Consider the following 26,887-nt stretch of genomic DNA (forward strand, 5'->3'; position numbering starts at 1 on the left):
TTATAAAGCTCATACTAAAAATGTATTATCACCAATAGAATATGAAGATAATTGACTTATCCGTAACCATTTCAGACAAAGTAAAAGAGCCTTTCCCTACCGCCATTAATTATGAAGACCACAAAGAAGGGGCCAAAACCATGGGTAAGATTTTATTCGACGGTTTAGGTAATGTATTCCCGGATGGAAATGGCCCTGCCGGAGAATTTTTAACGGTAAATAGTCATGCGGGGACTCATGTTGATGCTCCCTACCATTATTACCCAACCTGTAATGGCGAACCATCAAGAACAATTGATGAAATGCCCCTGGATTGGTTTTTTAGAGATGGAGTTGTGTTGGACTTTACGGATAAGCCCGCCGGTTATATGTTTGAACCAAACGATTTAAAAGAGAAATTAGCCGCCATTAAATACACCTTAAAACCTTACGATATTGTTTTAATTCGTTGTGATGCTTCCAAACATTTACATGAAGAAGATTTTACCAGCAGGCATGTTGGTGCTTCTGCAAAAGCAACCCATTGGCTAATAGACCAAGGTATAAAGGTTATGGGTACAGATGGATGGAGTTGGGACATTCCTCTACACCTACAAGCTAAGGATTACAGATCTAATCCTAGACCAGGGATCATTTGGCAAGCACACTACGTGGGTATTGAAAAAGAATACTGCCAAATAGAAAAATTGGCTAACTTGGATAAACTTCCCCCTTTTGGATTTAAAGTGGCCTGTTTTCCGGCAAAAATTGAAAAAGCCAGCGCAGGATGGACCAGAGCTGTTGCTATTTTAGATAATTAATCTGTAGTATTTATTTGTTTAGTATTAATGGGAAACGAAAAGAACATACCAACGTTAAGTTCATATGAAATATCTAATTTTCATATGCATTCTATTGATTGGTTGCCCATAATATCCAACACAAGACATGATGATTTCCATATCAATAGGATTGATGATATAAGTGACAAGAAACGTTTTCATGTACTACCGCATCGTAAAACTTTTCACGATTTCTTTTTTTTAACCAAAGGAACCTCTAGAAGAAGTAAGGGTTTAAATAGTTATGAAATTAAGGCTCCTGCTATTTTCTTTTTACCCGCATACCAAATTACGGAGCATGATATGATCAGTGAAGATGCCCAAGGTTTTTACTGCCATTTTCATGAACGTATCCTTGATATATTCCCAAAAGGAATTTTGACCGAACGCTTTGTGTTTTTTCAATACCAGTCTAATCCTATCGTCCAATTAAATACAAGAACACAGGAAATTATTGCCACTATTTTAGAGCGATTATTTACTATATATAGAGGAGAGAGTTCTAGTAAAAACTTAATTTCCTTATACCTTATGACCATTTTCGAGGAACTGAAATCTGAAATGCCAGAGGTAAGAACAAAAAATAGAAAATCTAATTTTGAAATTACAAAACGGTACAAACATGCCCTTGCAAAACATATTTATGATTATCAAAATATAACCGACTATGCAGATTTGTTGAACGTTACACCAAACTACCTTAATAAATGTGTTAAAACCGCAATTGATAAAACCGCACAGGATCTTCTTAAAGAAATGCTCATCTTAGAAGCAAAAACTTTGATCAAACATTCTGAACTTAACATCTCGGAAATCGCCGTGAAACTTTGTAATCAGACCCCAAGTAATTTTGCCCGTTTTTTTAAAAAACAAACCGGCCTTTCACCAAAAGAATACGCACAAACCAACTAGTGTATTCCATTTCAAATTACTCTGTATTCCCATTTTACATTTTGCCACTTTCCGGTATTGATTCTGCTAAATGATTTTGTAGAAAAATTATATCTAATTGGATTGTGTTTAATCAAACCCTAAATTAAAAAAACATCAAAAAGAATTGATTTTGAATAGTATAGTTCTTTTTTTGATTCACAATTACCGTTATTATATTGGAAATTTGGAGACATCATTTTTGATATATTAATAAAATTTAAATATTAAAATGATAAATATCATTTTTTATCCAACTTAAACTAACTCAAATGAAAAATCACGCTAGACTACTTTTAACTTGTTTAGGATTCTTATTGATTGGTTTTACCCAAGCACAAACGGGTGAAATTTCTGGTCAAGTACAGGACGAAGCTGGTGCCGTTTTACCCGGCGCCTCTGTTTTGATTGAAGGCACAAAAAATGGCACAATGACAGATTTTGACGGAAAATTTACCCTTAGTGGTTTGGATTCTGGAGAATATCAATTAATTGTTTCCTACGTTGGATTTTCAAGACAAAAAATTACGGTATCCGTACCTCAATCCCAACCATTGTCCGTTACGTTAACCGAAGATGCCACACAATTAGATGATGTTATTGTAACCGGTGTTTTTGATTCACGTAGTCGTATGGATGCATCTGTGGCGATTACAACTATTGGCGCCAAACAATTGGCAAGAGTTGCACCTACAAGTTCAGCGGATTTATTGAAAAATATACCGGGGGTATTTGTAAACCAAGCACGGGGAGAAATTTGGAACTCTGTTTATTCAAGAGGACTTTCGGCAAACTCAATTGATAATATTAATGGGTATAGATATGTATCCTTACAAGAGGATGGTCTACCGGTTACAAATGTGGAATTATTTCCAGATCTATTTTTGAGAGCTGATGCCATGACGGCAAGAGTAGAAGCCGTTAGAGGTGGTACCGCATCTATTTTGGGCGCAAATGCTCCAGGTGGTATTTTTAATTACGTATCCAAAACAGGAGGTAATGAATTTGCTGGTGAAGTACGTGCTAAGTATGGTCTTGAAGGCAATGGAAAAAACCCATATTATAGGGCTGACTTTAATATTGGCGGACCAATGAGTAATGGTTGGACTTATAATGTTGGAGGTTTCTTCCGCCAGTCGGACGGTGCAAGAGATCGTGGATATCCTGTAAACAAAGGTGGTCAGTTAAGAGCTAACTTGATAAAAAAATATAAAACAGGATTCTTTCAATTGAACTTAAAATATCTAAATGATAAGAATGATAGAATGGCGTTTATACCATCTACCAATTGGGAAGACCCGCAAATTGCAGATGGCTTTTCTAAATACGATTCTTATGCTTTATATGACTTTTCAATGGAAGTGCCTTTTAATGAGACGGGTTCAAGAACCATTAATTCTACGGATTTATTACACAACATAGACCGTTCTGTTGGTTTTAATTGGAAACAGGATCTGGGCAATGGTTTTTCTTTAAAGAACGATTTTAAATATTCAAGAAAAGATGATGAAAGAAACGCTACAGCAGTGGTTACGCCAATAAGCACTACCAGTTTTCTCTTTTATGCGATACCTGGTTTGTTCGCAGGTCCAAATCCTGCCAGAACAGGAACATATCGTTTTGCAGATCCAAGAACAGGACAGGAATTTGGTACTGTTAATTTAGCGCCGAATGTAGGTCCAAATGCCGTCCCAGGACCTCCAGCAATTCTTACGCCAGGACCTAACAATAATTTTCCAGGATCTAACATTCAACCAAATTCACTGTTGTTCATGCCATTGTTCTATCAAGATATTGACAGAAATGAAATTGCCAATCAATTGGTGTTTACTAAAAAAACAGAGAAAAGTAGTTTTAATTTAGGTAGTTTTTATAGCCGCTCTAAATTAGATATTACCAACTGGAGCAAAGGTATGGGTCTAAGTGGTGGTCTAATTCAAAACCAACCGGTTCCTGCACAAATTACATTAGATGCGGACAATGGTCAAACGTATGAGGTTACTAGTCCAGAAGGCTTTATGAATGTTGGGTGGACAGGTTCTGATGATGGCCAAACCACACAGGGTATTTTTGCGCTTTTCTTTGGTCATAATTGGAAGATTACGGAAAAACTTACATTGGATTATGGTATGCGATATGAAGATGTAACCTCTGAAGGTTTTAATTCTATCGGTGTTCCAAATCCACGACAAAATGATCCATCTTTTGGTGGGCTTGATGGAAATCCGCTTACGCTTTGGGACAATGGTGGTGGTACCGCAGGTGCCCCCGTTAATTACGATTATAAATTAAATAGCTTTTCTTACACCGCAGGTCTTAACTATAAATTCAGTGACCAGCAAGCAATTTATGCCAGATATGCTCGCGGCAACAAAGCACCGTCAACTTTCTTCTACCTTGATTTAAATGACGATGCATTGGTAGAAAATACACCAGCATTATTGGAAGAAATAACTCAAGTTGAAATAGGCTATAAAGTAAATACCGAGAAACTACAATTGGTAGCAACACCTTTTTACAGCAATCTTAATAATGTGCCTAATATTCAAACCTTTTCAAACGAAGATGGTACTAGATATTCACCTCCTTTTCAATTTGCCGAGTATACAACTCTTGGATTTGAGTTAGAAACAACCATTAATTTAACCGATAAATGGATGGTAAGAAGTAATGCGGTAATTCAATATGCTAAAGCCGACAAATACACGACTTGGGATGAAGGAAGAGATGGGCCGGCAGACGATACCATTATTGACTACTCGGGCAATGAAGCAGATAACAGTGCAAACGTAATATTCAATATTAACCCAATTTACAACGGTGAAAAATTCTATGGCTCTTTAAACTATAGTTATATGGGAGCAAGACAGGCCAACGTACCCAATTCATTTCTATTACCAGCATTCGGTAGTGTAGATTTAGCCTTCGGTTACGATTTTTCCAAAAAATTCGGTTTGCAATTGAACATTAACAACGTTTTGGATAAGTACGGAATTTTAGGATGGCAAGGACCTGGAGGTTTCCCTGCCGCACTAAACAGAGATGGTTTTCCACCAGATTTTATCGCCAATAATCCTAATGCTATTTTTTCGACCCAAGGAAGCATGCCAAGAGCTTATTTCTTAACGGCCACTTATAGATTCTAATTTTTGTTTTTGTTTATTGAATAAGTGTTTTACGCTAAGGATATTGAATTTCAAATTCTATATCCTTAGTTTCTTTCAAAAGACAAACCCCATTTTATATTTTACTAACTAAAAATGAGCGCTTTATAATTTTAAAAATTGTTTTATGAGAATACTGATTTTAGGAGTTTTTACCCTTTTCTGTCTTAGTTGCAAAGACGCCGCTATAAACAAAAAAGAGGATCCCCAGCCAGAAAAAAAACCGAACATCGTTTTAATCTTGGCAGATGATATGGGCTTTTCTGATTTGGGAAACTATGGATCAGAAATAAATACGCCAAGTCTTGATCGTCTTGCCTCTGAAGGAACACGGTTAACGCGCTTTTACACCAATACCATCTGCGCTCCTTCACGTACTAGTTTACTTACTGGACAATATCCGCACAAAGCAGGTATGGGCTTCTTTAATGAAGATTTTGGGGTAAAAGGTTATGAAGGTTATATTAATAAAGAATCTTTGACCCTGGGCGAGGTATTTAAAGAAGGTGGCTATTCCACCTATATGGCCGGTAAATGGCATGTAGGTAATGAGAGACCACATTGGCCACTGCAGCGTGGTTTTGATAATTTCTTTGGGTTTTTGGATGGTGGCGCCAGTTATTTTGATACTAAGCCTTTGCTAAAAGGTCCACCATCAACAGCTTTCTTATATGAAGGTAATGAGGTTTATACTATAGAAAAGGAAGATTTTTACTTAACCGATGAACTCACTACAAGAGCCATTAATTTTGTAAAGAACAATTCAGCAGAAAAACCATTTCTACTTTATATGGCCTATAATTCTCCGCATTGGCCTTTACATGCAAAACCGGAAGATATTGCCAAGTATAAAGGAAAATATGACGCAGGTTGGGATGAACTACGTAAACTCCGTTTTGAGAACATCAAAAAACTAGGACTTGCTAATGAAGACTGGAATCTCTTTAAAGATGAATTATTACCACCTTGGGATAGCTTAACCGCAGAAGAAAAAAGCGAATGGACTTTGAAAATGGAAGTTTATGCGGCTATGGTAGACAATTTGGATCAAAATATAGGAAAACTACTGAATTATTTAGGTACAACTGGTCAATTGGATAATACGGTAGTTGTTTTTCTATCTGACAATGGCGCTGAAAATATGGATGTTGGTAAAATGCCTTTTACGGTTAAACGAAATGAAGGCCCTGTGGGTACCGCGGGTTCAATGGAATCGTATTCCAAAAAATGGGCACAGGTATCTAACAGTCCATTAAGAAGTTATAAATCATCTCCTTATGAAGGGGGCCTAGCAACACCGTTTATTATACGTTATCCAAATCAAAAAGAAACGGGAAAGGTAATGAAGGGTGGTAGCCACGTGGTAGATATCATGCCCACTTTATTAGATATCGCCGGTATTGAATATCCTGAAACCTACAATGGCATTAAAGCTAACGCCCTAGCTGGTGAAAGTTTTCTGCCCTTATTACAAGGTGAAGATTGGAACAGGGAACAACCCATTTGTTTTGAATGGTTTGGAGACCGTGCAGTTTGGCTGGGAGATTTAAAGGGTGTTCATCAGTACCAAAAAGAGTGGGAACTGTATGACCTTTCTACCGATAGGACAGAATCTAATGATATTGCTGCTTCCAAACCAGAAATCATTGCTAAAATGGATTCGATTTATAACGTTTGGGCAAATACAAATGGAGTTATCGAATGGTCAGATGAGATGGGTAAAAAAACACAGTTTAGAAAATCTCCACATTAAATAATTGTAGCAATGAAAAAAATATTCTCTTATGAAAATGGAATAGTTACACTAATGGCCTTGACCTTTGGAGTACTATTTTTTGACCGATTAGCGCTAAATTATTTAGTACCATTCGTAGCCAAAGACCTTAATTTAAATAATACACAAATAGGGCTCTTAGCAGGAATTTTATCCTTGGCTTGGGCATTTTCCAGTTATTATACCACGGCTTGGTCAGAGTCCAAAAACAAGAACAAAATCACCTTTCTAATTGCCATCGTTATTTTTTCGGTATGTTCATTTGGTTCAGGTATGGCTATTGGTTTTGGTACTTTATTTGTTGCCCGGTTAATAATGGGTTTAGCAGAAGGTCCGGTAATTCCATTAGCACAAGTTTTTGTGGAACGAGAATCTACACCAAGCAGACTTGGTCTTAATGTAGGCATATTACAAGCCGTTGGCGGTGCATTATTTGGTTCTATTCTAGCCCCTGTAATTCTTATTCAGATAGCTGAAAATATGGGTTGGCGTACTGCTTTTTATGTAGCAGGTGTGCCGGGTCTATTACTAGGGCTCATTGCAGTTTTCTATTTAAAAAAATCGACTACTGAAAGTAGGGGAGCCAAAAAGGATACGGGATTTGCCCTCAAAGAAATTTGGGCATATAAAAACATTAAATGGGGTACGGCATTGGCATGTTGTGTATTTGGCTGGTGGTTTGCGACCATTCCTTTTATTACCAAATACTTTACAGATGTACAAGGTATGGCCGCCAATGATATGCAAAAGACAATGGGGCTATTAGGGGTAGCAATGCTAATATCCTCCTTGTTTTTCCCTGGAATTTCAGATAAAATAGGAAGAAAAAAAGCATTGTATATCGCAGTAATTTTGGGCATTTTTTACCCTTTTGCGGTATATTACCTAAACGGATCTGACATACATTTACCCGCTATGTTTTTTAGTTATGCTATGGTAGGCGCCATACCCTTGGTTGCTGCAATTGTACCTTCTGAAGCCGTTCCAAATCATTTAAAGGCAAAAGCTATTGGCTTTGTAACTGCAGTCGCCGAAATTATAGGTGGGGTTATTGTTCCTGCTATTTCAGGCGCACTTTCTGATATTGTTCATGAATCAGCCTTTTTATGGGTTGCTGCTGTATTGGCTGTTCTAGCCTTATTTTTCTTATCCAAATTAGAAGAAACAAAAGGAAAGGTATTTACAGAAAATGCTGTGGGGTAAATGAAAAACTCAATTCGTAGAATTGTTACTGGTCATACCAAAAATGGCAAAGCTATTTTTAGTTCGGATAATTCTATTGAGCCTTTAATCATAACAAGCGGTGATGCAGCAATGGCCACCATTTGGAGTACGTTAACTGTACCTGCAGACTGTAATGATGAAACCGATGGTAGGTTTAACGATGTGGGTACAACACTAAATGGAGGTTCGGTAATACGAATTGTTGACATGTTACCGGGTGCAAGCTCACCTATGCATCGTAGTAATAGTATAGATTATGGTATTGTATTGAGCGGTACCATTGAACTAGAATTAGACGACCAAATAATTAAAACGGTAGGTCCACAAGAAATTATAGTGCAACGTGGTACAATTCATAAATGGAGAAACCCTAGTATTACAAATATTTGTAGAATACTTTTTGTCTTAATAGAGGCAAAACCTTTTAAAGTTGATGGCAAATGTTTACCTGAAGTTATGGAATAGCAATATTGATATTATGGAAAAAAAGGCAAATAAATACAAACTGAAACTTGAGCTTTTAGAACTACTTAGGCCAAATGACACCATTTATGAGCCTATAGAATTAGAGTTCGGAAATCATGACAATATTTTCGAGATTATTGAACGCATGAAAAAGCGAAATCGATTTAAAACGGAACAAGATTCGATTGAATTTGCTATCGGCTTAAAACTATTTAGCGAGGTAATGTTAAGGAATAAAGACAATCCACTATTTGAAGACTTTAGACCAGCTTTTGGTGCTATGATGAAAAAATTAAAATCAGCGGAATAAGTATACATGAAAAAGGATTCGAAATTTCTTCAAGTTTTAGCGGCTTATGATGAGCGCATGCAGTCAGAGGATGAGATTATGAAGTCTTTGCCTGTTGTTGAAGGTATGAAACGGCGAGATGAGTTTTTGTTATCGGTAGGTGAAGATGCTGCCGTTTTTATGAATACCTTATTAAAATCTGCTAAATCGAAAACAATATTAGAAATAGGAACATCTTACGGCTATTCTACCCTATGGTTGGCAGAGGCCGCAAGAGAAAATGACGGCCTTGTAATTACGTTAGAGGCTGATGAAAGCAAAGTAACATACGCTAAACATAAATTGAATGAAGCGGGTCTTTCGGAATATGTTGATTTTAGAGTGGGTGATGCTTTAGCGCTTATGAAAGAGGCAAAAGAGTCTTTTGATTTTGTTTTAGTAGATGTTTGGAAAGAATTATACCTGCCTTGCTTTGAGTTGTTTTATCCTAAATTAAAAAATAAGGCTTGGGTAATTGCAGATAATATGATATTCCCGCCGCAATCAATTGAAGAAACAAAACGCTATCAAAACCGAATACGTAATACAGGAGTTTTCACTTCGGTATTATTGCCTATTGGAAGTGGAATGGAATTGAGTCAATACGAACAAATAAAATAGGTTTTAATAACGAAAAGCAGATAATTGGTAATAGTTCAGTGTAATTGAGACCTAATATGTAAAATTGGTCTAAACACTAAATCAGTCACCTTTTAATCTTAAGTAGATTTTAGCTTAAAATGAATGATTTAAACCAAATAAACCTTGTAATAAATATAAAAATAATTGATTTAGAATAGTACATCCCTCTTAATGATTCAGAATTTGAGTGAGTATAAAGTAAATTTGTAATATTAAAGAAAGAATAAAAAAAATTATAGAAATGGCAAAAAACCCACATTATTTTTCGCAAATGGCCCATGTTGAGGTCTTAACCAAGGACCTTGAAAAATCGGTACATTTTTTTGGTGATATTGTTGGAATGGATATTACAGGAAGAGAAGAAGGTTCTGTTTATTTAAGAGCTTGGGGAGATTATTTTCATCATACCTTAAAATTGACACAAAGCGACAAGTCTGGACTTGGACATATTGGGTGGAGAGCGGATAGCCCAGAGGCTTTAGAAGAAGCCGTTGAATATTTGGAAAGTATTGGTGCCGGTAGAGGTTGGTATGATGGTGACCAAGGCCATGGTAAAGCTTTTAAATTTCAATCTCCTGAAGGTCATATGCATGAAGTTTTTTGGGATGTGCAATGGCTTCGCGAAGAAGGGGAACGTGGTAGCGTGTATGCAGACCGTTATTCCAGCAACCGACTACAAGGGGCAAATCCAAGAAGATTTGACCACGTAACATATATGGTATCTAAAGGCGCTTACCCTGCTGAAAAAGCATTTTGGAAAGCTTTAGGGTTTAAAAATCCGGATGAGATTCGTATTTCAGATGAAATACCTCCAATTGGAGGTTTACATACCCTTGCGAACCTATCTCATGACATAGCCATATTTACAGACCCGAATATAGAACCTAACCAAGCAGTTTTAAACCATATTTGCTGGAACGTTGACAGCCGTGAAGAAGTACTTTTAGCTTTGGACTATTTCATAGAAAAGGGTTACAAAAGTGTTATGGGGGCACCAACAAGACACAAAGCAGATGAAGGTTTCTTTATCTACATTGTTGACCCAGGAAGTGGAATCTTATTTGAATACTATGCTTGTGCAAGATTAGTTTTTGCACCAGATCATTTAGACGTTCATTATTTAAAAGATAATCCAAATGATGCATGGGGTTCTGTAAATCCGTTTGCAGAAATGGCAAAAGGTAAAAAACTTGGACTATCTGATGATGGTACAGTGAAACCTGTAGATATTTAAGCTACTTTATTTAAGTAGAGATAACAATTTTTAAAACACACACGTATTATGTGGCATTTTTTTCCAGGCAAATACATGCCTTCTTATCAAGTTAATAGAGCATTGACCCAAGCACATTATGGTGGTGGCGAGTTTGCAGAAATATTAGAAGCAGCGGGTAATATTGACCCAGATAATAGAGAAACCTTTAATATAGCTTGGCTAAATAAAGGAAATGAGGTTTATGGTTGGGCAGAAGATTATGAAAACAAAAATGCTTTTGTATCTGCTAGAAGAACCTATTTAAGAGCATTCAATTATTTACGCACGGCGGAATTTTTCATGAATCTACAAGATGATCGAAAAATACCAACTTACCTTAAAGCAAGAGAGGCTTTTATAAAGGCGACCAAATATTTTGAAGAAAAACCAATTCAGGTAGAAGTTCCTTTTGAAGGTTCCTTTTTACCGGGATATCTATTTAAGCCAAAAGGCGTGAAAAATCCACCAGTAATGGTGATGTTTGGCGGATTGGATAGTTTGGCCGAAGAACTTTATTTTGGAATTGGTGACCACTTAATGGAAAGGGGTGTTGCCTTGTTAGCTATGGACGGTCCAGGCCAAGGAGCCGCTTTACGGTTAAACCATATTCACTCTAGACATGATTATAATGTTGCTGGTACCGCAGTTTTGGATTGGGTTTTAGAAAACCTGAAAGATGAAGTTGATACCACTAGCGTAGGTATTGCAGGGGTATCCATGGGAGGATACATGGCCGCACGTTGTGCAGCTTTTGAACCTCGTTTTAAAGTATGCATGATATTTGGAGCTGTTTGGTCTTACTATTCCGTTTGGGCCGGTAGAAGTGGTAAACATCCTTTAGCAGAAATCGTTCAACATATTATGGGTGTTGATAGTTATGAAGATGTTCTTAAAAAATTGGAAGGATATACCTTGGAGAACGGCGTAGCCGAAAAAATATCTATACCAACATTTATAATGCATGGCGGTGGTGATAAACAGAATTTTGTGGAGCATGCAATTACATTAGAAAAACATTTAACATGCGAACACAAAATGAAAATCGTACCTGAAGGAGAAAGTGGTTCTCAACATTGTCAAGTAGATAATTTTATGCCTGCTCTAGACATGTTCGATTGGATTGCAGAGAAAATTCACGCCTAACGTTCATTTTTGTTTAATTCATAAAATTCACAATATGTCAGCAGTTAAAAAGGTACTTGTAGTTGGTGGAGGAATAGGAGGTCAATCTGTAGCGATAGCATTGGCAAAAAAAGGTGTAGAGGTTGAAATTGCAGAACGCTTGGATGCATTTAATGTATATGGAGTTGGTATTATCCAACAATCTAATGCCCTTAGAGCATTAGATAGAATTGGTCTTGCTGATAAGACCATGGAAGAAGGCTACCCATACGGACAGTTGAAAATGTTCACTGCAGGTGGGCATTTTTTAGGACTTGCCGGTGCACCTCCTGTAGAGAAATATCCTAGCCATAATGGTATTTCTCGTAGAACACTTCATGAAATCATGTATGAAGAGGCCATAAAAATCGGAGTGATTTACAAAATGGGAACTACAGTTACAAAAATAGATAACAATGAAAATGATGTAACGGTAACCTTTACAGACAATACCCAAGGTACCTATGATATTTTAATAGCATCGGATGGAATAAACTCTGATATGCGTGCTTTAATTTTTGGTGAATTTAAACCTCGTTATATGGGTGTTTCGGTTTGGAGATATGCGTTTAAAAAGCATGAGGACTTAGATACTGCTTATATGTATTATGGTAAGCGAAGTAAAATCGGTTTTATTCCAATGTGTGATGAAACAATGTATATGTTCTTGGTATCGGCAGAAGGTGCCGACAATCCTTGGATAGAAAAATCGGCCTATATACCTATGTTGAAAGATTATTTAGCTGAGTTCCCGGTTAAAATTGCCCAAGATGCAAGAGAACAGATTACAGATCCAAACCTGGTAAATTATCGCCCAATCGAAGCAAGCCACTTACCAGACCCTTGGTTTAAAAATAGGGCGATTGTTATAGGCGATGGTGCACATGCAACTGTACCACAACTAGGTTCAGGTGCCGCTTTGGCTCTTGAAGATGGGGTTGTTTTAGCAGAAGAATTAGAAAAAGCTTCTACAGTTGACGAAGCTTTTAGAGCCTTTATGAAAAGACGGTACGACCGTTGTATGGCCATTGTAAATGCTTCTGAGACATTGGCCAAATGGGAGCTAATGGAATTTGAAGGAAAACCGTTACCAGAAGGAGCTAATTTAGGTAAAGTAATAGGCCAAGCAGTAGGTACTTTAATGGCTCCATTTTAATAAAACACAAATGAAATTAGTAACATTCCAAAATAAAGAAGGGTCTATACAGACCGGATGGTTAAAAGCAGATGGCGTTGTCGGTATGCAAAAGGCAGATGACCGCCTTCCTAATGATATGCTTAGTTTTATAGATGACCATGAAAGCTATTTCAACATAATAAAGGATAATAATCTAGAGGAAATTGACCCACACTATAATTTAGAGGAAATAAAATTATTAGCGCCACTACCCAACCCGAGAAGCTTTAGAGACTATGTTGCCTTTGAACAGCATATGTTGAATGCATCCAATTCTTTCGGACATACCGTTAGTCCAGAATGGTATAACATTCCTATTTTCTATTTCACCAATCACCAAGCCATTTATGGCCCAGAAGATGAGATAAAGAGACCTGAGAAAGAAACCAAATTTGACATTGAACTAGAAATGGCCGTCGTCATGGGTAAAAAAGGCGCGGATATTAAAGCCGAAAATGCAGATGACCATATTTTTGGTTATACAGTATTTAATGATTGGACCGCGAGGGCAATACAAAGACAAGAGATGACCGTGCCACTAGGACCGCATAAAGGAAAGGATTTTGCCAATGCAATTGGCCCTTGTATTGTAACCAAAGACGAGTTCGAAAAATATCGTTGCACTATTTCCAGGGATACCCATCCGGAACATTTAGCAATGCCTTTAACCACAAATGGGCGATTTGACTTAAAAATGACTGCGCGCATTAATGGAGAAACTATGTGTGAGGGTAATTATAAAACCGTTCATTGGACTTTTCCACAAATGATAGAGCGTGCTTCTGAAAACAGTGTAAATCTTATGCCTGGTGATATATTAGGCAGTGGTACTGTAGGTTGGGGAAGTTTAATAGAAAATAACTTTTCAGTTCACAGACCTCTACAACCCGGAGATGTTGTTGAATTAGAAATTGAAGGTATTGGAGTATTAAAGAATTCCGTAGTTTAAACTGCAAGGACTAGTTTTGTCTTCTCCATTACACATAATTTTATAAAAAGCCTGTAAACATAAGTTTACAGGCTTTTGCTTTAGATTATATTACCCTAGCATCAACGCAAAGATTATCTAATAACTTGTAGATAATAAAAATTGAACAAGATTGCTATTATAAGCCACCTACTAAAACACTTTACTTCTCTAATTCCGGGTTTTCGTTACAAATCCAATATTACTTCTTCATCTATTTTATTAATAAAATGATTCATTTTATCCTTTCCAAATCTGTTAAATGCCTAATATGGGTAATATAGTATAAAAACAGGATAATTATCTAAAAAAGTACAGTTGATTAAATATTTAAGTTTACAAGTGTAAAATATACGTTTAATAAACTTTTCGTAATTCTTACGTTAAAACATAACACATTTTACAACAAACAATCCAAACAACAACGTATTATGAAGATGATCAAATTACTACCAAAAATTCTTTGGGGACCAAATTGTCTCACAAAAAGAACACTGTTATCCAGCCTTTGCTTTTTGATTGTTCAGGTAGCCCTTGCACAGCAGGAAGTTTCCGGAACTATCACGGACCAGCAAGGTATACCGATCTCCGGGGCTACCGTTATGGAAAAAAACACCACAAACGGTGTGGTATCTGATTTTGATGGAAATTATACGATGACCACCACAAAAGCAGATGCCATGTTGGTTTTTTCATATTTGGGTTTTAAAACTACCGAAATCCCTGCAAATTCATCTACCGTTAACGTAGTACTACAAGAAGATTTGGAACAACTTTCTGAGGTTGTAGTAATAGGCTATGGAACACAAAAACGTGCAGATGTAACCAGCTCCGTCGCTACGGTCAAATCAGAAGATTTTGTACAGGGCAATGTTAAGGATGCCGCACAACTTATACAGGGTAAGGTAGCCGGCTTATCCGTATCTGCCCCTTCTGGAGATCCAACAGAAGGAACACAGATTAGCTTAAGGGGTACTTCCTCTATTCTAGGGGGCACAAATCCTTTAGTATTGGTTGACGGCGTTCCCGGAAGCCTGAATACAGTGGCACCGGAAGATATTGCTTCCATAGATGTGTTAAAAGATGGTTCCGCAACGGCCATTTACGGAACCCGTGGTACCAATGGGGTAATTATAATTACAACGAAAAAAGGAAGCAATGACATGAAGTCTACCATAGAATACAATGGTTACATGTCTATCTCCAGCATAGCAAATAGGTTGAACTTTTTAAATGCGGACGAACTACGGCAGAAATTTGACGAAGGTTACACATTCAACGGGGCAAATTTGGAGGATTTTGGCTCCAATACAGATTGGGTAGATGAAATAACACGAGATGCCTATAGTCAAGTACACAACCTCATCTTTAGGGGCGGTAATGCAACTTCTAATATGACCGCATCCTTAAACTATCGTGACCTAGAAGGTATTTTTCTTAAATCCAATAGCGAAAAATATACGGCAAGGGTAAGTGGTAACCATGCCATGTTCGATAACCGATTAAAGGCCAATGTGGGTATTATATTAAGTGAACAAATGTACAATGCCTTAGGAGACGGCACTAGCTTTAACCCTTACATCTATAGACAAGCCGTTATTAGAAACCCTACGGAACCGGTACGGGACGTGGATGGCAATTGGTACGAAAGGGATGTATATTTCTATGATAACCCTGTAGGTTACATTGAAGAAACAATTGGGGAAAACAAACTAAGGAATACTAGGCTTGATTTTTCATTAAGCTATGATTTTGGCGATCATGTTACCCTTAAAGGGTTATATACCCGTAAAGGTGAGTCTAACATTCGCGGGTTTTATCAGACCAAAAACCATGTTTCCACTACAAAGAACGGACAAGAAGGATATGCGTCTAGAGGTACGGATGACTATGTGGGCAACTACGGCCAATTTACTTTAGATTATGACAATACATTTGGAAAACATAAAGTAACCGGTTTGGTGGGTTATAATTATGAGGACAATACCAATGAAGGTTTCTATGCCACCAATCGTCGTTTCCCTACAGATGGATTTACATATAACAATCTAGGAAGTGGACAAGGTTTGCAATTGGGAGAAGCTGGCATGGGGAGCTACAAAAACTCGGATAAGTTGATCGCATTCTTTTCTAGGGTAACCTATAACTATGATGACCGTTATCTTCTAATGGCAAGTATACGGCGTGAAGGTTCGTCTCGCTTTGGCGAGGATAACAAATGGGGTAATTTTCCGGGTATTTCATTGGGTTGGCGTATAGATCAAGAATCCTTTGCAGAAGATTGGGACTGGTTATCAAATCTAAAATTAAGAACTGGTTTTGGGGTAACGGGTATTAATGCCGGTGCCAATTATCAAGCATTGAGTGGCCTGACCTACGGATCTTACTTTTTAAACAATGGGCAATGGGTAAGGGAGTTGGTGCCATCACGTAACGCAAACCCAGATTTGAGATGGGAAAAGAAAGAAGAGTTCAACGTTGGTCTTGATTTTGGCATCCTTGACGGTCGTATAAACGGATCTATCGATTACTATAACAGAACCACTAAAGATGCCTTGTTCAATTATAGCGTGCCAACACCTCCATACTTTTTTGGAACCATAGCGGCCAACGTTGCAGAGATTAAAAACACGGGGCTTGAATTCTTGTTGAACGTTACTCCGGTACAAACGGAAAATTTTAATTGGACGGCAAACCTGACCTATTCAACCAATACCAACGAAATTGTTTCACTTTCCAATGACGCCTTTCAATTGACCAACGATTTCTTTGATCAAGGATATACCGGTGAGCCTATACAAATAAGTACCCATAGGGTTCAGGAAGGGCAACCTATAGGTAATTTCTTTGGCCTTAAAAGTGTGGACATAACAAATGACGGCATTTGGATCATTGAACGACCGGACGGGTCCTTGGTTCCTGCAACGGAAGCTACTACGGACGACCGACAAGTTTTAGGAAACGGATTACCAAAAGCCTACTATAGCTGGAACAATACCCTTAGCTACAAGAATTGGGATTTGATGGTAAACTTAAGGGGTGCCCTGGATTATCAAATTCTCAACTTTTCGCGTATGTTCTATGAAAACCCAACCGTTAGTTACAATACCTTGGATTCTGCTTATGATCTTGTCTATGGCAAGACAGAACTACAAGATGTACAGCGTTTTGTAAGCTATTATGTAGAGGATGGAGATTTTCTTAAAATAGATAACATTACCCTAGGGTACACTTTACCGAAAGATGCCATTAAATTTGCAGAAACCTTCCGGATCTATGCTTCTGGACTGAACTTGGCCACCATCACGGACTACAAGGGTATTGACCCCGAAGTGAATAGGGAAGGATTGGCTCCCGGTAATGATGAACGGGACAAGTACCCATCTATTACAACTTTTTCCCTAGGTATCAATTTTACATTCTAAACTAAACGACTATGAAAAATATAAGAAACAAAGTGGCTACACTTAAAACTAAAATATCGATCCTAGCGGTTTGTGCATTGTTTGTACCCATAGGGTGTACCGATTTGGAGGAGGAAGTATTCTCAGAAGTGACGGAATCATCATTTGTTCCCTCGGAATCTGATATAGTATCGGTCATGGCATCGGCCTATACCCCAATGCGCTATGTAATGGGCTGGCAAGGTTGGTTTGACCTACAGGAAGAACCAGCCGATATGTTCATTACCCCTACACGACCTAACGGTTGGGACGATGGCGGCACCTATAAAAGAATGCATTTTCATGAATGGAGTTCAACACAATGGCAGCCTAGAAATACATGGATCAACTGTTTTAACGGTATCAATAGCGCCAACAGGGTAATTTTACAAATAGAATCAGAACAACTGCCGGTTAGTGCAGAGCAGGCTACTTCCATTATTTCTGAAATGAGGGCCCTAAGGGCACTATACTATTCTATGTTGGTAGATTCTCACGGCAACGTGCCCATCATAGCCAGTTATGGGGACGACCTGCCCGTTCAAAGCTCACGTGAAGAAGTATATAACTTTATTGTAAATGAGCTGACGGAAGTTATCCCAAGCCTTACTGAAACAGTGGATACCAGTACCTATGGCCGTATGACCAAATGGGCAGCATATCATGTACTGGCAAGGGTTTACCTAAACTCGGAAGTATATGCCGGTACTACTAATTGGGACAAGGTCATAGATGCGTGCAACGAAATAATAGACAGTGGCGCTTTCCAATTGTCCGAAAGTTATTCCGATATTTTTAGCACCGATAATGAGAGCAATAGCGAATTGGTCTTTGCCATTCCCTACGATCAAATATTTGCGGGACAATGGAACGCCCATATGAAGATGTTACTTCCGGACCACAGACTGGTCTTTGGTATGCAAGCACAACCTTGGGGCGGTTCTAGCTGTAATCCACAATTCATTGATAGCTATTCCCCGACCGATAAACGTTTGTCCGATACTTGGTTAATGGGCGATCAGTTAAGTGCCTCTGACGGTAGCGTGGTCATGACATTGGTAAAGGAAATGCCCAGTATTTACGATTGTGATTTTACAGATGGTTTTAGATGTGGCAAGTATGAGATAGAACCTGGTGCTACCGGGGGGCTTAGCGTAGATTTTCCGTTTTTAAGGTATACCGATGTGTTGATGATGAAAGCAGAGGCATTGCTTAGGACGGGCAGTAGTGATGAGGCTGCAGCAATTGTCACCCAAGTACGTGCACGTTCATTTGACGACCTTGCCGATGCAACCGTAACGGGTGCAGAACTGGAAGGGGACACAACGGTACAATACGGAACCTTGGCAGAGGACGGCACTATAGCCGATGCCGGAGACCAAGCAACCGTACCTTACGGACGTTTTTTGGATGAATTGGGATGGGAATTTGCCGGTGAGGCCAGAAGAAGAACAGACTTGATAAGATTTGGGGTATACCAAACCAAAAGTTGGTATAACCATACTCCAAAAGGAGACTATACCACCATATTCCCAATTGGTTTAGAAGAATTGAATACCAATTCTAACTTAAGCCAAAACCCTGGATATTAAAAATAGTTTTATTTGTTTGAGTTATTTTAGTGTGAGTGAGGAAAGCGAACGGTATACCGTTCGCTTTTTTTGCATATCCTTGAAAAGGAACTTTGCACCAATAAGACAATAGATATCACTTATGCCAAGGTAGTTCCCTTAAAACCGTGACCGGTACTGTGTTGGGGAACACCCCTTTAGTTCCTTGAACTTTCTGTTGAAATTGGCAATATTATTGAACCCGCATTCTTCGGAAACCAATGAGATGGATAGTTCTGGTTTATTTACAATTAGCTTACAAGCATTCTCTATCCGTATTTCAATTAAAAATTGAAAAAATGTTTTATTGGTTCGCTTCTTAAAATAGCGACAAAATGCATTGCGACTCATGTTGGCCACACTTGAAATTTCTTCCAGACTAATAGGCTCGCTATACTGTTCCATTGCATATTTGTACACATTGTTCATTCGTTTTCCCTCATCATCGGAAAAAGATTTTTTATAGACAAAAGAAGATAAGGGAGACGTTTTCGATTTTGTTACAAGACTGATAATCGTTAGCAACGTAGCTATCTGTTCCACTTTGTTCTGGGAAGCTAGTTTATGGAATTCTCCTATAATCTGTTGTGTATTGCTAAGCACCCTCATGCCCAACTCAGATTTTTTAAAAAATTCTTTGGTCAGAGAAAGGTCCGCAATTTCAAAAAAATCCTTCCCAAAGGAATGTAAATCAAAAAAGAGCGTATGCATTTCCGATCTGGGAGAAGCAACCGTATCGCTCTTAAAAACGTGGGGCACAAAGCCCCCAATGACTAGAATATCGTGTGCTTTGTATTCATTTATTGAATCTCCGACTATCAAAGTACCTTCGCCTTGGGGAATATAACTTATCTGTATTTCTCCATGTTGATGCAGTTGGTCATAAAATGCCTCTTCCCTATCCACTTGGTAAACAAGGGCTTCATTTCTAGGTTTAGGAATTTTAAACGGTAAAACTTTCAATATTTAAATTTTAAGTTAATCAACTCTAGATAGATTCCAATCTTATCGTCAACATCATCAAGTAAACACTACCAAGGGTATACGCTACAGGTATATTTTAGATATGTTATCATACCAATACCCTCATAATCCATAATGTTCTCTACACGGATCAAATATGGATCCATAAAATTGAATTCTATTCAAAATTCACTTTTTTATTTGACATTTCCAGTTTAAGGATAATATAGTATCAGTATCTGTTAATATGGATTATAAAAAGGCGCAAGAATATCAATAGTTTTATTCTAAATTATTCTTGGTGGCTTTATAAAAAACAAATAAGTGCGTTTTATACATTTATTTATTATGCTTCATACAATCTGTACTTGTTATGGCTACGCCAAAGAAATAATCTAGCTGTATATAAAACCTAATTTACCGCTTGTATGAATCTCGTTCAGGTCAAATTTACAAGCTATTAGATATAATAAAACCTTAAGGCAAGGCTATCATGAAAATTGAAATTGACAAAATGATATTTACCCGTACAATCATTTATTTTTTAAGTGTAGTCTCATTCCTGTCCTCTTTTTTAACGTCTGCACAGGACGGCAACCAAATTTTGGACGGAATAGGTGAAACCGGACTCATAGCACGCTATCTCTTTAATGGCGATGCAAAAGATTGGTCCAGGAACAATTTACATGCCTCCATAGAAGGATCGGGCGCTTCTTTTGTTCATGACGAAACATTTGGCAAGGTACTATCATTGAACAAAAGCGGCAAAAACTTTATTTCCCTGCCCCATGACGCCATTTTGCAAGAAGAATCCCTTAGTATTACCGGATGGGTAAAGCTACATACGAACAAATTAGGTCAATTTTTCTTTGATTTTGGTAAGAACAATGCATCCCGTATGTATCTGGCACCAATGGGCACTATGGATACGGAAGGGTTACAAAATGTGCTCAACACAAGCAACGGCCATTCGTACAGAATAGGGTCAAAAGCTTTTGAAACGGGTCAATGGTACCATATAGCTATGGTTAACAACACCCCATCAAAAGTAATTAGCACCTACCTAAATGGTGAGCTTGTGGATACGGCCAATGATGTAACAGTGGCCTTGGAACAGTTATTTGATCAAGCATCCAACCAAAAAAATAAATTATATATCGGTAAATCAATAACGGGCAATGATTCTTACCTTTTTGGCCTGTTACATGATTTTAGAATCTACCGCATTCCCTTAAGCCATAAACAAGTTTCAAGAATTTATGAGAGTGCCGGTAACTCAGAAACATCCAATAATAAACCTAAAAAAGATAGCGAAGATGACCTTCAAAAATTTCCCGATACTGTTCCGCAGTTATACAACGCCTATTTACAAAATATAGAAGATGTTCAGGTAACCACCCAGGTGGGACACTTACCACGATTGCCCCGTTTTGTTAAGGGCACATATACCAATAATATACAGGGGCCGGCAGTACGCATTCTCTGGCCAGCCCCTAAAGATAATGCACAAGTGCTAAGCCCTGGCACCTATCAAATACTAGGAAATATACCGGGATCACCGCTAAAAGCAAAGGCCACGGTAACCGTAAAAGAAAACATGGAAATTAAACGCCCTGATCAACGGTTGGCCTCCTTTACCTTGGAACAGGTTTCCCTGACCAAAGACTTGGCGGGTAACGATACCAAGTTCATAGAAAACAGGGACAAATTTATATCCACATTGGCACAGACCGATCCAGATGCCTTTCTCTATATGTTTAGAAACGCATTTGGAATAGCCCAACCTAGTGGTGCCGAACCTCTTGGTGTTTGGGACAGTCAAGAAACTAAATTGAGGGGGCATGCCACCGGGCATTACCTTACGGCAATTGCCCAAGCCTATGCAAGTACCGGTTACGATAAGGAATTACAAAACAATTTTGGCCGTAAAATGGAATATATGGTGAATACGCTGTATAAACTTTCCCAAATGTCCGGTCAACCCAAGGAAAACGGAGGAGCATTTGTAGCGGATCCCAACGAAGTGCCCTTTGGTCCCGGAAAGACGGCGTACGATTCCGATATACGCGAAACCAGTATACGTACCGATTATTGGAATTGGGGAAGAGGCTTTATTAGCGCTTATCCACCAGATCAATTTATCATGTTGGAAAAAGGTGCTACCTATGGTACCAACGACACACAAATATGGGCCCCATATTACACCTTGCATAAGATACTTGCCGGTTTAATGGATGTATATGAGATAAGTGGTAACCAAAAAGCACTTGAAATTACCAAGGGAATGGGAAATTGGATTCATACCCGTCTAAGTAAATTGCCGAAAGCAACCCTTATTAAAATGTGGAACACCTATATAGCCGGTGAGTATGGTGGTATGAACGAAGCAATGGCCAGGCTATACAAGCTTACGAACGACAGCCGCTATTTAGAAACTGCCCAATTGTTCGATAATATAAAAATGTTCTATGGCGATGCCGAACACACCCACGGAATCACTAAAAATGTAGACACTTTCCGCGGTTTGCACGCCAACCAACATATTCCCCAAATAATGGGTGCATTGACCACTTACCAAGCATCCAACGATCATAAATACTACCAAGTGGCAGATAATTTTTGGTATAAAACAACCAATGATTATATGTATAGTATTGGTGGGGTCGCAGGAGCACGAAACCCCACCAACGCCGAATGCTTCATAGGAGAACCGGCCACCTTATATGAAAATGGGCTGTCCTCCGGTGGACAAAATGAAACCTGTGCAACCTATAACATGTTAAAGTTATCCCGAAACCTATTTCTTTTTGACCATAGGGCAGAACTAATGGATTATTATGAACGCGGACTTTACAATCATATTTTGGCTTCTGTGGCAGAGGACAGTCCTGCAAATACATATCATGTACCCTTAAGGCCAAGTTCCGTAAAGCACTTTGGAAACCCCCACATGAAGGGCTTTACCTGTTGCAACGGCACAGCGTTGGAAAGCAATACCAAACTTCAAAACTCCATTTACTTTAGAAGCGTGGACAACCAAGCGCTGTATGTAAATCTTTATGTGCCTTCAACACTAGACTGGACCGAAAAAAATATCAGTATACAACAAGCTACCAATTTTCCACATGAGGACAGAACACGGTTGACCGTAACCGGCAAGGGTAAATTTGACCTGAATGTAAGGGTGCCATATTGGGCAACCAAGGGATTCTTTGTTCATATAAACGGTAAACCCGTAAAAGTAAAGGCCACCCCTGGCAGCTATCTTACCCTTAACCGCAAATGGAAAAACGGTGATATCATAGAATTACAGATGCCTTTTCAATTTCACTTATCGCCCATTATGGATCAGCAGAATATTGCAAGTCTATTTTATGGACCTATCCTTTTGGCCGCACAGGAATCCGAGCCCCGTAAAGAATGGAGAAAAGTGACCTTGGATTTGAAAGATTTAGGCAAGACCATAAAAGGAGACCCAAAAAAATTGGAATTTTCCATTGACGGTACGCTCTTTAAACCCTTTTATGAAACTTATGGCCGACATTCCGTTTATCTGGATGTTTCGCTAAAATAAAACCTGTTGTAAGATGGGGCCCAATTACATAAATCAGTTTTTCCTATTAAACAATATATCCATGCCTAAGGGCAATAATGAAAGACAATTACCATGAATAAGATGCACACAAAATTTTGGTTATTAACAGGACTAGTTCTAATTATCTCATGTAAACTATCCGCTCAAAAAAGCTATTGGAGCAACGTAGAGCATAGGGAGCCTACATTAGGGGTTGCGGAGGTGTTCCAAAAACATAACACACCAGAATTTCAGCTGAAATTGGTAAAAGCTTCGCAAACCGTAGCGGCATTGAGACCAATGGACGAGTTATCATTTGACTACACCCCAGGCGAAAGGTTGGAAGTAAGGGACAAGGACAGCCTTTACCATTTAGGGGATATCAATCTAAGGATCAAGACTTCATCTGGCCATTGGAAAACATATTCAACGGCCAGCAATAGAGCTCCGGTCACCCCACTGGCAATAACGGATAGTGTGCTGGCAGCTGCAGATTTGGCCAATACCCTACCTAAGGATATACCCGTTTCCATAAAACGTTTCTATGAATTGGATAAAGGGCAATTGGTCATGCGTTTTGAAATTACAAATATGCAGGATACGCCAATAGAGATAGGTGCTTTGGGTGTACCCATGATTTTTAACAATATTCTAGAAGGTAAATCATTGACTGAGGCCCATAAGCAAAATGTTTTTTTTGATCCATATATTGGCAAGGATGCAGGATATTTAGAGGTAAAAAGGCTAAGTGGAAAAGGGCCTGCCTTATTGGTCATACCAAAAGAACACATGGCCTTTGAGGCATACCGTCCTCTATTGGACGATCCCACAAGAAAAAGCATTGTATTTGAAGGTTTTCATGAATGGATGGCACATAGCAAGGCCTATGCGGAAAATGAATGGCAAGGCGTAGAACAATGGAACAAACCAACATCTGTAGTACTACAACCCAATACCACTAAAAATTATGCCTTAAAGTTTGTCCTGTCCAAAGGTGTTAAGCATATTCAGGAAACGTTGATCAAGGAAGAAAGACCCGTTGTTGTAGGCGTACCTGGTTATGTAATACCAATGGATGTAAAGGCACATCTTTACGTGAATTATAAAAGTGAGATTAAGTCTTTTGATGTTTATCCAAAAAATGCATTGAAAATTAAGGAAGACGGTACTACTACAACCGGCTTAAAAAAGTACCTCGTCTCCGGTAAAAAATGGGGAAGGGCAAGGTTGACCATTAGCTATAACAACGGTGTTGAACAGACCGTTAACTATAAGGTCATTAAGCCTGAAGCGGAAGTCATTAAGGATTTTGGAAATTTTTTGACCACGGAGCAATGGTATGATAACCCCAATGATCCTTTTGGCAGAAGTCCATCACCCATCTCCTATGACTATGAAAAAAAAGAACAGGTTACCCAAGACGGCAGGGTTTGGATCAGTGGTCTTAGTGATGAAGGTGGTGCGGGAAGTTGGCTTGCGGCAATTATGAAACAATTGGTACAACCTAACAGAACAGAAATTCAAAAACTTCAGGAATTTATAGACCATGTGCTATGGGGAAATATTCAATATAGCGAAGGACCGTACAAATATGGGGTCAAAAAAAGCCTTTTTTATTATGAACCGGATTCATTGCCAAAAGGCACCTATGACAAAAATATTGATTATACCACCTGGGCAGCTTGGGACCATAAGCACGCCAATGATCGCGGTAGATCTTTTAATTATCCGCATGTAGCCGCCTCGTATTGGGTCATGTACCGCTTGGCACGATATTATAACGGACTGGTAGATAATAAAAATTGGGATTGGTATCTGAAAAATGCTTACCATACTACCATAGCTATGATGGAACAGGCTCCCTATTATGCCCAATTTGGACAAATGGAAGGTTCCGTGTTCCTATCGATCCTTAAAGATCTGCAGAATGAAAACTATGATGAAATGGCCACTGACCTAGAAGCAAGAATGAAAGAACGCGCAGACCATTGGAAAGCGCTTGACTATCCTTTTGGCAGTGAAATGCCATGGGATTCCACAGGGCAGGAGGAAGTCTATACCTGGACAGACTATTTTGGTTATGAACATAAGGCCAATATTACCTTAAATGCCATACTGGCCTATATGCCAACCATGCCACATTGGGCCTATAACGGTAATGCCAGGAGATATTGGGATTTTCTTTATGGTGGCAAGGCCGGGGAAACCTCAAGGGTAGAACGCCAAATACATCATTATGGCTCTGGAATTAATGCAATACCGGTGCTTAAGCAATACCGAAAAACTCCAGATTTTTATTTGCTCAAAGTGGGGTATGGAGGGCTTATGGGAAGTATTTCAAATATTACCCAAGACGGATTTGGACCTGCCGCATTCCATTCATATCCTTCATCATTAAAAATAGATGGAATATCCGGTGATTATGGTTCCGGCTTCTATGGATATGCGGTAAACTCGGCAACCTACATCACCAACAACGACAAATTGGGCTGGTTGGCCTTTGGGGGCAATGTTTCACAAAAAGGAACTTCCATTGAAGTGATACCTACTACAGCGGCTAAATCCAAAATATATCTTACTCCCAAAAAACTATGGATGACTCTGGATGCGGGAAGCATAAATAAAATAGCATACGATACTTCTACGGAAAAGGTCACCCTGGTTTTGGACCCAAAAACCGAACATACGCCAAAGGCTTATTTGCGGGTAGATGACAGTATAGTTCTACCCTATAAAAAGGTTAGAGGAGCCTATGAAATTGAATTGGATGATACTGTAAAAGAAATTACGTTGTAAGAAGCAATTGTGCACTTTTGTCCAACATAAAATCATCTATTATTATACCATAAGGTTAAAGTCCAAACCTCTACGCATAAAAAAAGGCTTCCAAATTTGGAAGCCTTTTTTGTGGAGAATACCGGATTCGAACCGGTGACCTCTTGCCTGCCAGTCCGAAATTCCTTAATACATCAAAATAATCCGCTACTTGTTGATTTACAGAATATTAAATTAATTTTCATAAGATTTATATTCATATGACATCATATGAACACCAACAAAACTGTGCACAGACTGTGCATTTTTATTTCTAATTTGAAGTAGTTTAAGAGATGAAAAGGGCTAAAGTTAGACTCATATTTGATACTCGAAAATCTTCGAAAAATGCAATTTCTGAATTGTATCCTATTGCATTACAATTATTCCAAACTAAGCCAAGAATTATTCAATTACCATATGAAACTTTAAAAAATTGATGGGTTGTAATTCATTCTGTCTAAAACGCTCTGTTCTTGTAAATAAAAGTATTGACTGCTCAAAAGTCAACCAAATTCTATATGGACAAACTTGATGTTGTGAGAAGCTTGATTAATAAACTCGGAGAAGCTATC

The 26,887-nt window shown here is 38.5% G+C and carries 17 protein-coding genes; 16 read left to right on the top strand and 1 reads right to left on the bottom strand.

Annotated elements, in window-relative coordinates; all coding sequences use genetic code 11:
• Positions 1-41 precede the first annotated feature (41 nt).
• From CHB68_RS11730 to CHB68_RS11795, 14 genes are all read left to right on the top strand, one after another.
• Positions 42-800: a cyclase family protein gene (locus tag CHB68_RS11730; protein WP_089261062.1), complete on the top strand. Its 759-nt coding sequence runs from the start codon at positions 42-44 to the stop codon at positions 798-800.
• Positions 801-827: 27 nt separating this feature from the next.
• Positions 828-1,733 carry a helix-turn-helix domain-containing protein gene (locus tag CHB68_RS11735; protein ID WP_089261063.1) on the top strand — a complete coding sequence of 302 codons (906 nt, stop codon included), beginning with the start codon at positions 828-830 and terminating at the stop codon, positions 1,731-1,733.
• Positions 1,734-2,023: 290 nt separating this feature from the next.
• Positions 2,024-4,897, top strand: a complete 2,874-nt coding sequence (locus CHB68_RS11740; protein WP_089261064.1) for a TonB-dependent receptor domain-containing protein — start codon at positions 2,024-2,026, stop codon at positions 4,895-4,897.
• Positions 4,898-5,042: 145 nt separating this feature from the next.
• Positions 5,043-6,668 carry an arylsulfatase gene (locus tag CHB68_RS11745; RefSeq protein ID WP_089261065.1) on the top strand — a complete coding sequence of 542 codons (1,626 nt, stop codon included), beginning with the start codon at positions 5,043-5,045 and terminating at the stop codon, positions 6,666-6,668.
• A 12-nt stretch (positions 6,669-6,680) separates the two neighbouring features.
• Entirely contained in the window at positions 6,681-7,892 is a 1,212-nt protein-coding gene (locus CHB68_RS11750; protein ID WP_089261066.1) for an MFS transporter, read from the top strand.
• Positions 7,893-8,378 (top strand): cupin domain-containing protein, encoded by a 486-nt coding sequence (locus tag CHB68_RS11755; RefSeq protein ID WP_089261067.1) that lies wholly within the window; start codon positions 7,893-7,895, stop codon positions 8,376-8,378.
• Positions 8,379-8,391: 13 nt separating this feature from the next.
• The gene (locus CHB68_RS11760) at positions 8,392-8,688 is read left to right on the top strand and encodes a DUF3861 domain-containing protein (protein WP_089261270.1); all 297 of its coding nucleotides are present in this window, start codon (positions 8,392-8,394) and stop codon (positions 8,686-8,688) included.
• Positions 8,689-8,694: 6 nt separating this feature from the next.
• The gene (locus CHB68_RS11765; protein ID WP_089261068.1) at positions 8,695-9,327 is read left to right on the top strand and encodes an O-methyltransferase; all 633 of its coding nucleotides are present in this window, start codon (positions 8,695-8,697) and stop codon (positions 9,325-9,327) included.
• Positions 9,328-9,589: 262 nt separating this feature from the next.
• Positions 9,590-10,582 (top strand): VOC family protein, encoded by a 993-nt coding sequence (locus CHB68_RS11770; RefSeq protein ID WP_089261069.1) that lies wholly within the window; start codon positions 9,590-9,592, stop codon positions 10,580-10,582.
• 75 nt (positions 10,583-10,657) lie between these two features.
• Positions 10,658-11,746 carry an alpha/beta hydrolase family protein gene (locus CHB68_RS11775; RefSeq protein ID WP_218822501.1) on the top strand — a complete coding sequence of 363 codons (1,089 nt, stop codon included), beginning with the start codon at positions 10,658-10,660 and terminating at the stop codon, positions 11,744-11,746.
• Positions 11,747-11,780: 34 nt separating this feature from the next.
• Positions 11,781-12,920: an FAD-dependent monooxygenase gene (locus CHB68_RS11780; RefSeq protein WP_089261071.1), complete on the top strand. Its 1,140-nt coding sequence runs from the start codon at positions 11,781-11,783 to the stop codon at positions 12,918-12,920.
• A 10-nt stretch (positions 12,921-12,930) separates the two neighbouring features.
• Positions 12,931-13,890 carry a fumarylacetoacetate hydrolase family protein gene (locus CHB68_RS11785; protein WP_089261072.1) on the top strand — a complete coding sequence of 320 codons (960 nt, stop codon included), beginning with the start codon at positions 12,931-12,933 and terminating at the stop codon, positions 13,888-13,890.
• A 449-nt stretch (positions 13,891-14,339) separates the two neighbouring features.
• Positions 14,340-17,333, top strand: coding sequence for a SusC/RagA family TonB-linked outer membrane protein (locus CHB68_RS11790; RefSeq protein WP_089261073.1), 2,994 nt, complete (start codon positions 14,340-14,342; stop codon positions 17,331-17,333).
• Positions 17,334-17,344: 11 nt separating this feature from the next.
• On the top strand, positions 17,345-18,943 hold the full coding sequence (locus CHB68_RS11795) for a RagB/SusD family nutrient uptake outer membrane protein (RefSeq protein WP_089261074.1): 1,599 nt from the start codon (positions 17,345-17,347) through the stop codon (positions 18,941-18,943).
• Positions 18,944-19,081: 138 nt separating this feature from the next.
• On the opposite strand, the gene CHB68_RS11800 is transcribed toward CHB68_RS11795, so the two are convergent.
• Positions 19,082-19,924: an AraC family transcriptional regulator gene (locus CHB68_RS11800; protein ID WP_089261075.1), complete on the bottom strand. Its 843-nt coding sequence runs from the start codon at positions 19,922-19,924 to the stop codon at positions 19,082-19,084.
• A gap of 493 nt (positions 19,925-20,417) precedes the next feature.
• Here CHB68_RS11800 and CHB68_RS11805 point away from each other — a divergent pair, with 493 nt between their 5' ends.
• Entirely contained in the window at positions 20,418-23,498 is a 3,081-nt protein-coding gene (locus CHB68_RS11805) for a beta-L-arabinofuranosidase domain-containing protein (protein ID WP_089261076.1), read from the top strand.
• Between the two features lie 93 nt (positions 23,499-23,591).
• Entirely contained in the window at positions 23,592-26,294 is a 2,703-nt protein-coding gene (locus CHB68_RS11810; RefSeq protein ID WP_245838921.1) for a DUF5695 domain-containing protein, read from the top strand.
• The last annotated feature ends 593 nt before the right edge of the window (positions 26,295-26,887 follow it).

The sequence above is a fragment of the Maribacter sedimenticola genome (assembly GCF_900188415.1).
Classification (GTDB): Bacteria; Bacteroidota; Bacteroidia; order Flavobacteriales; family Flavobacteriaceae; genus Maribacter; species Maribacter sedimenticola.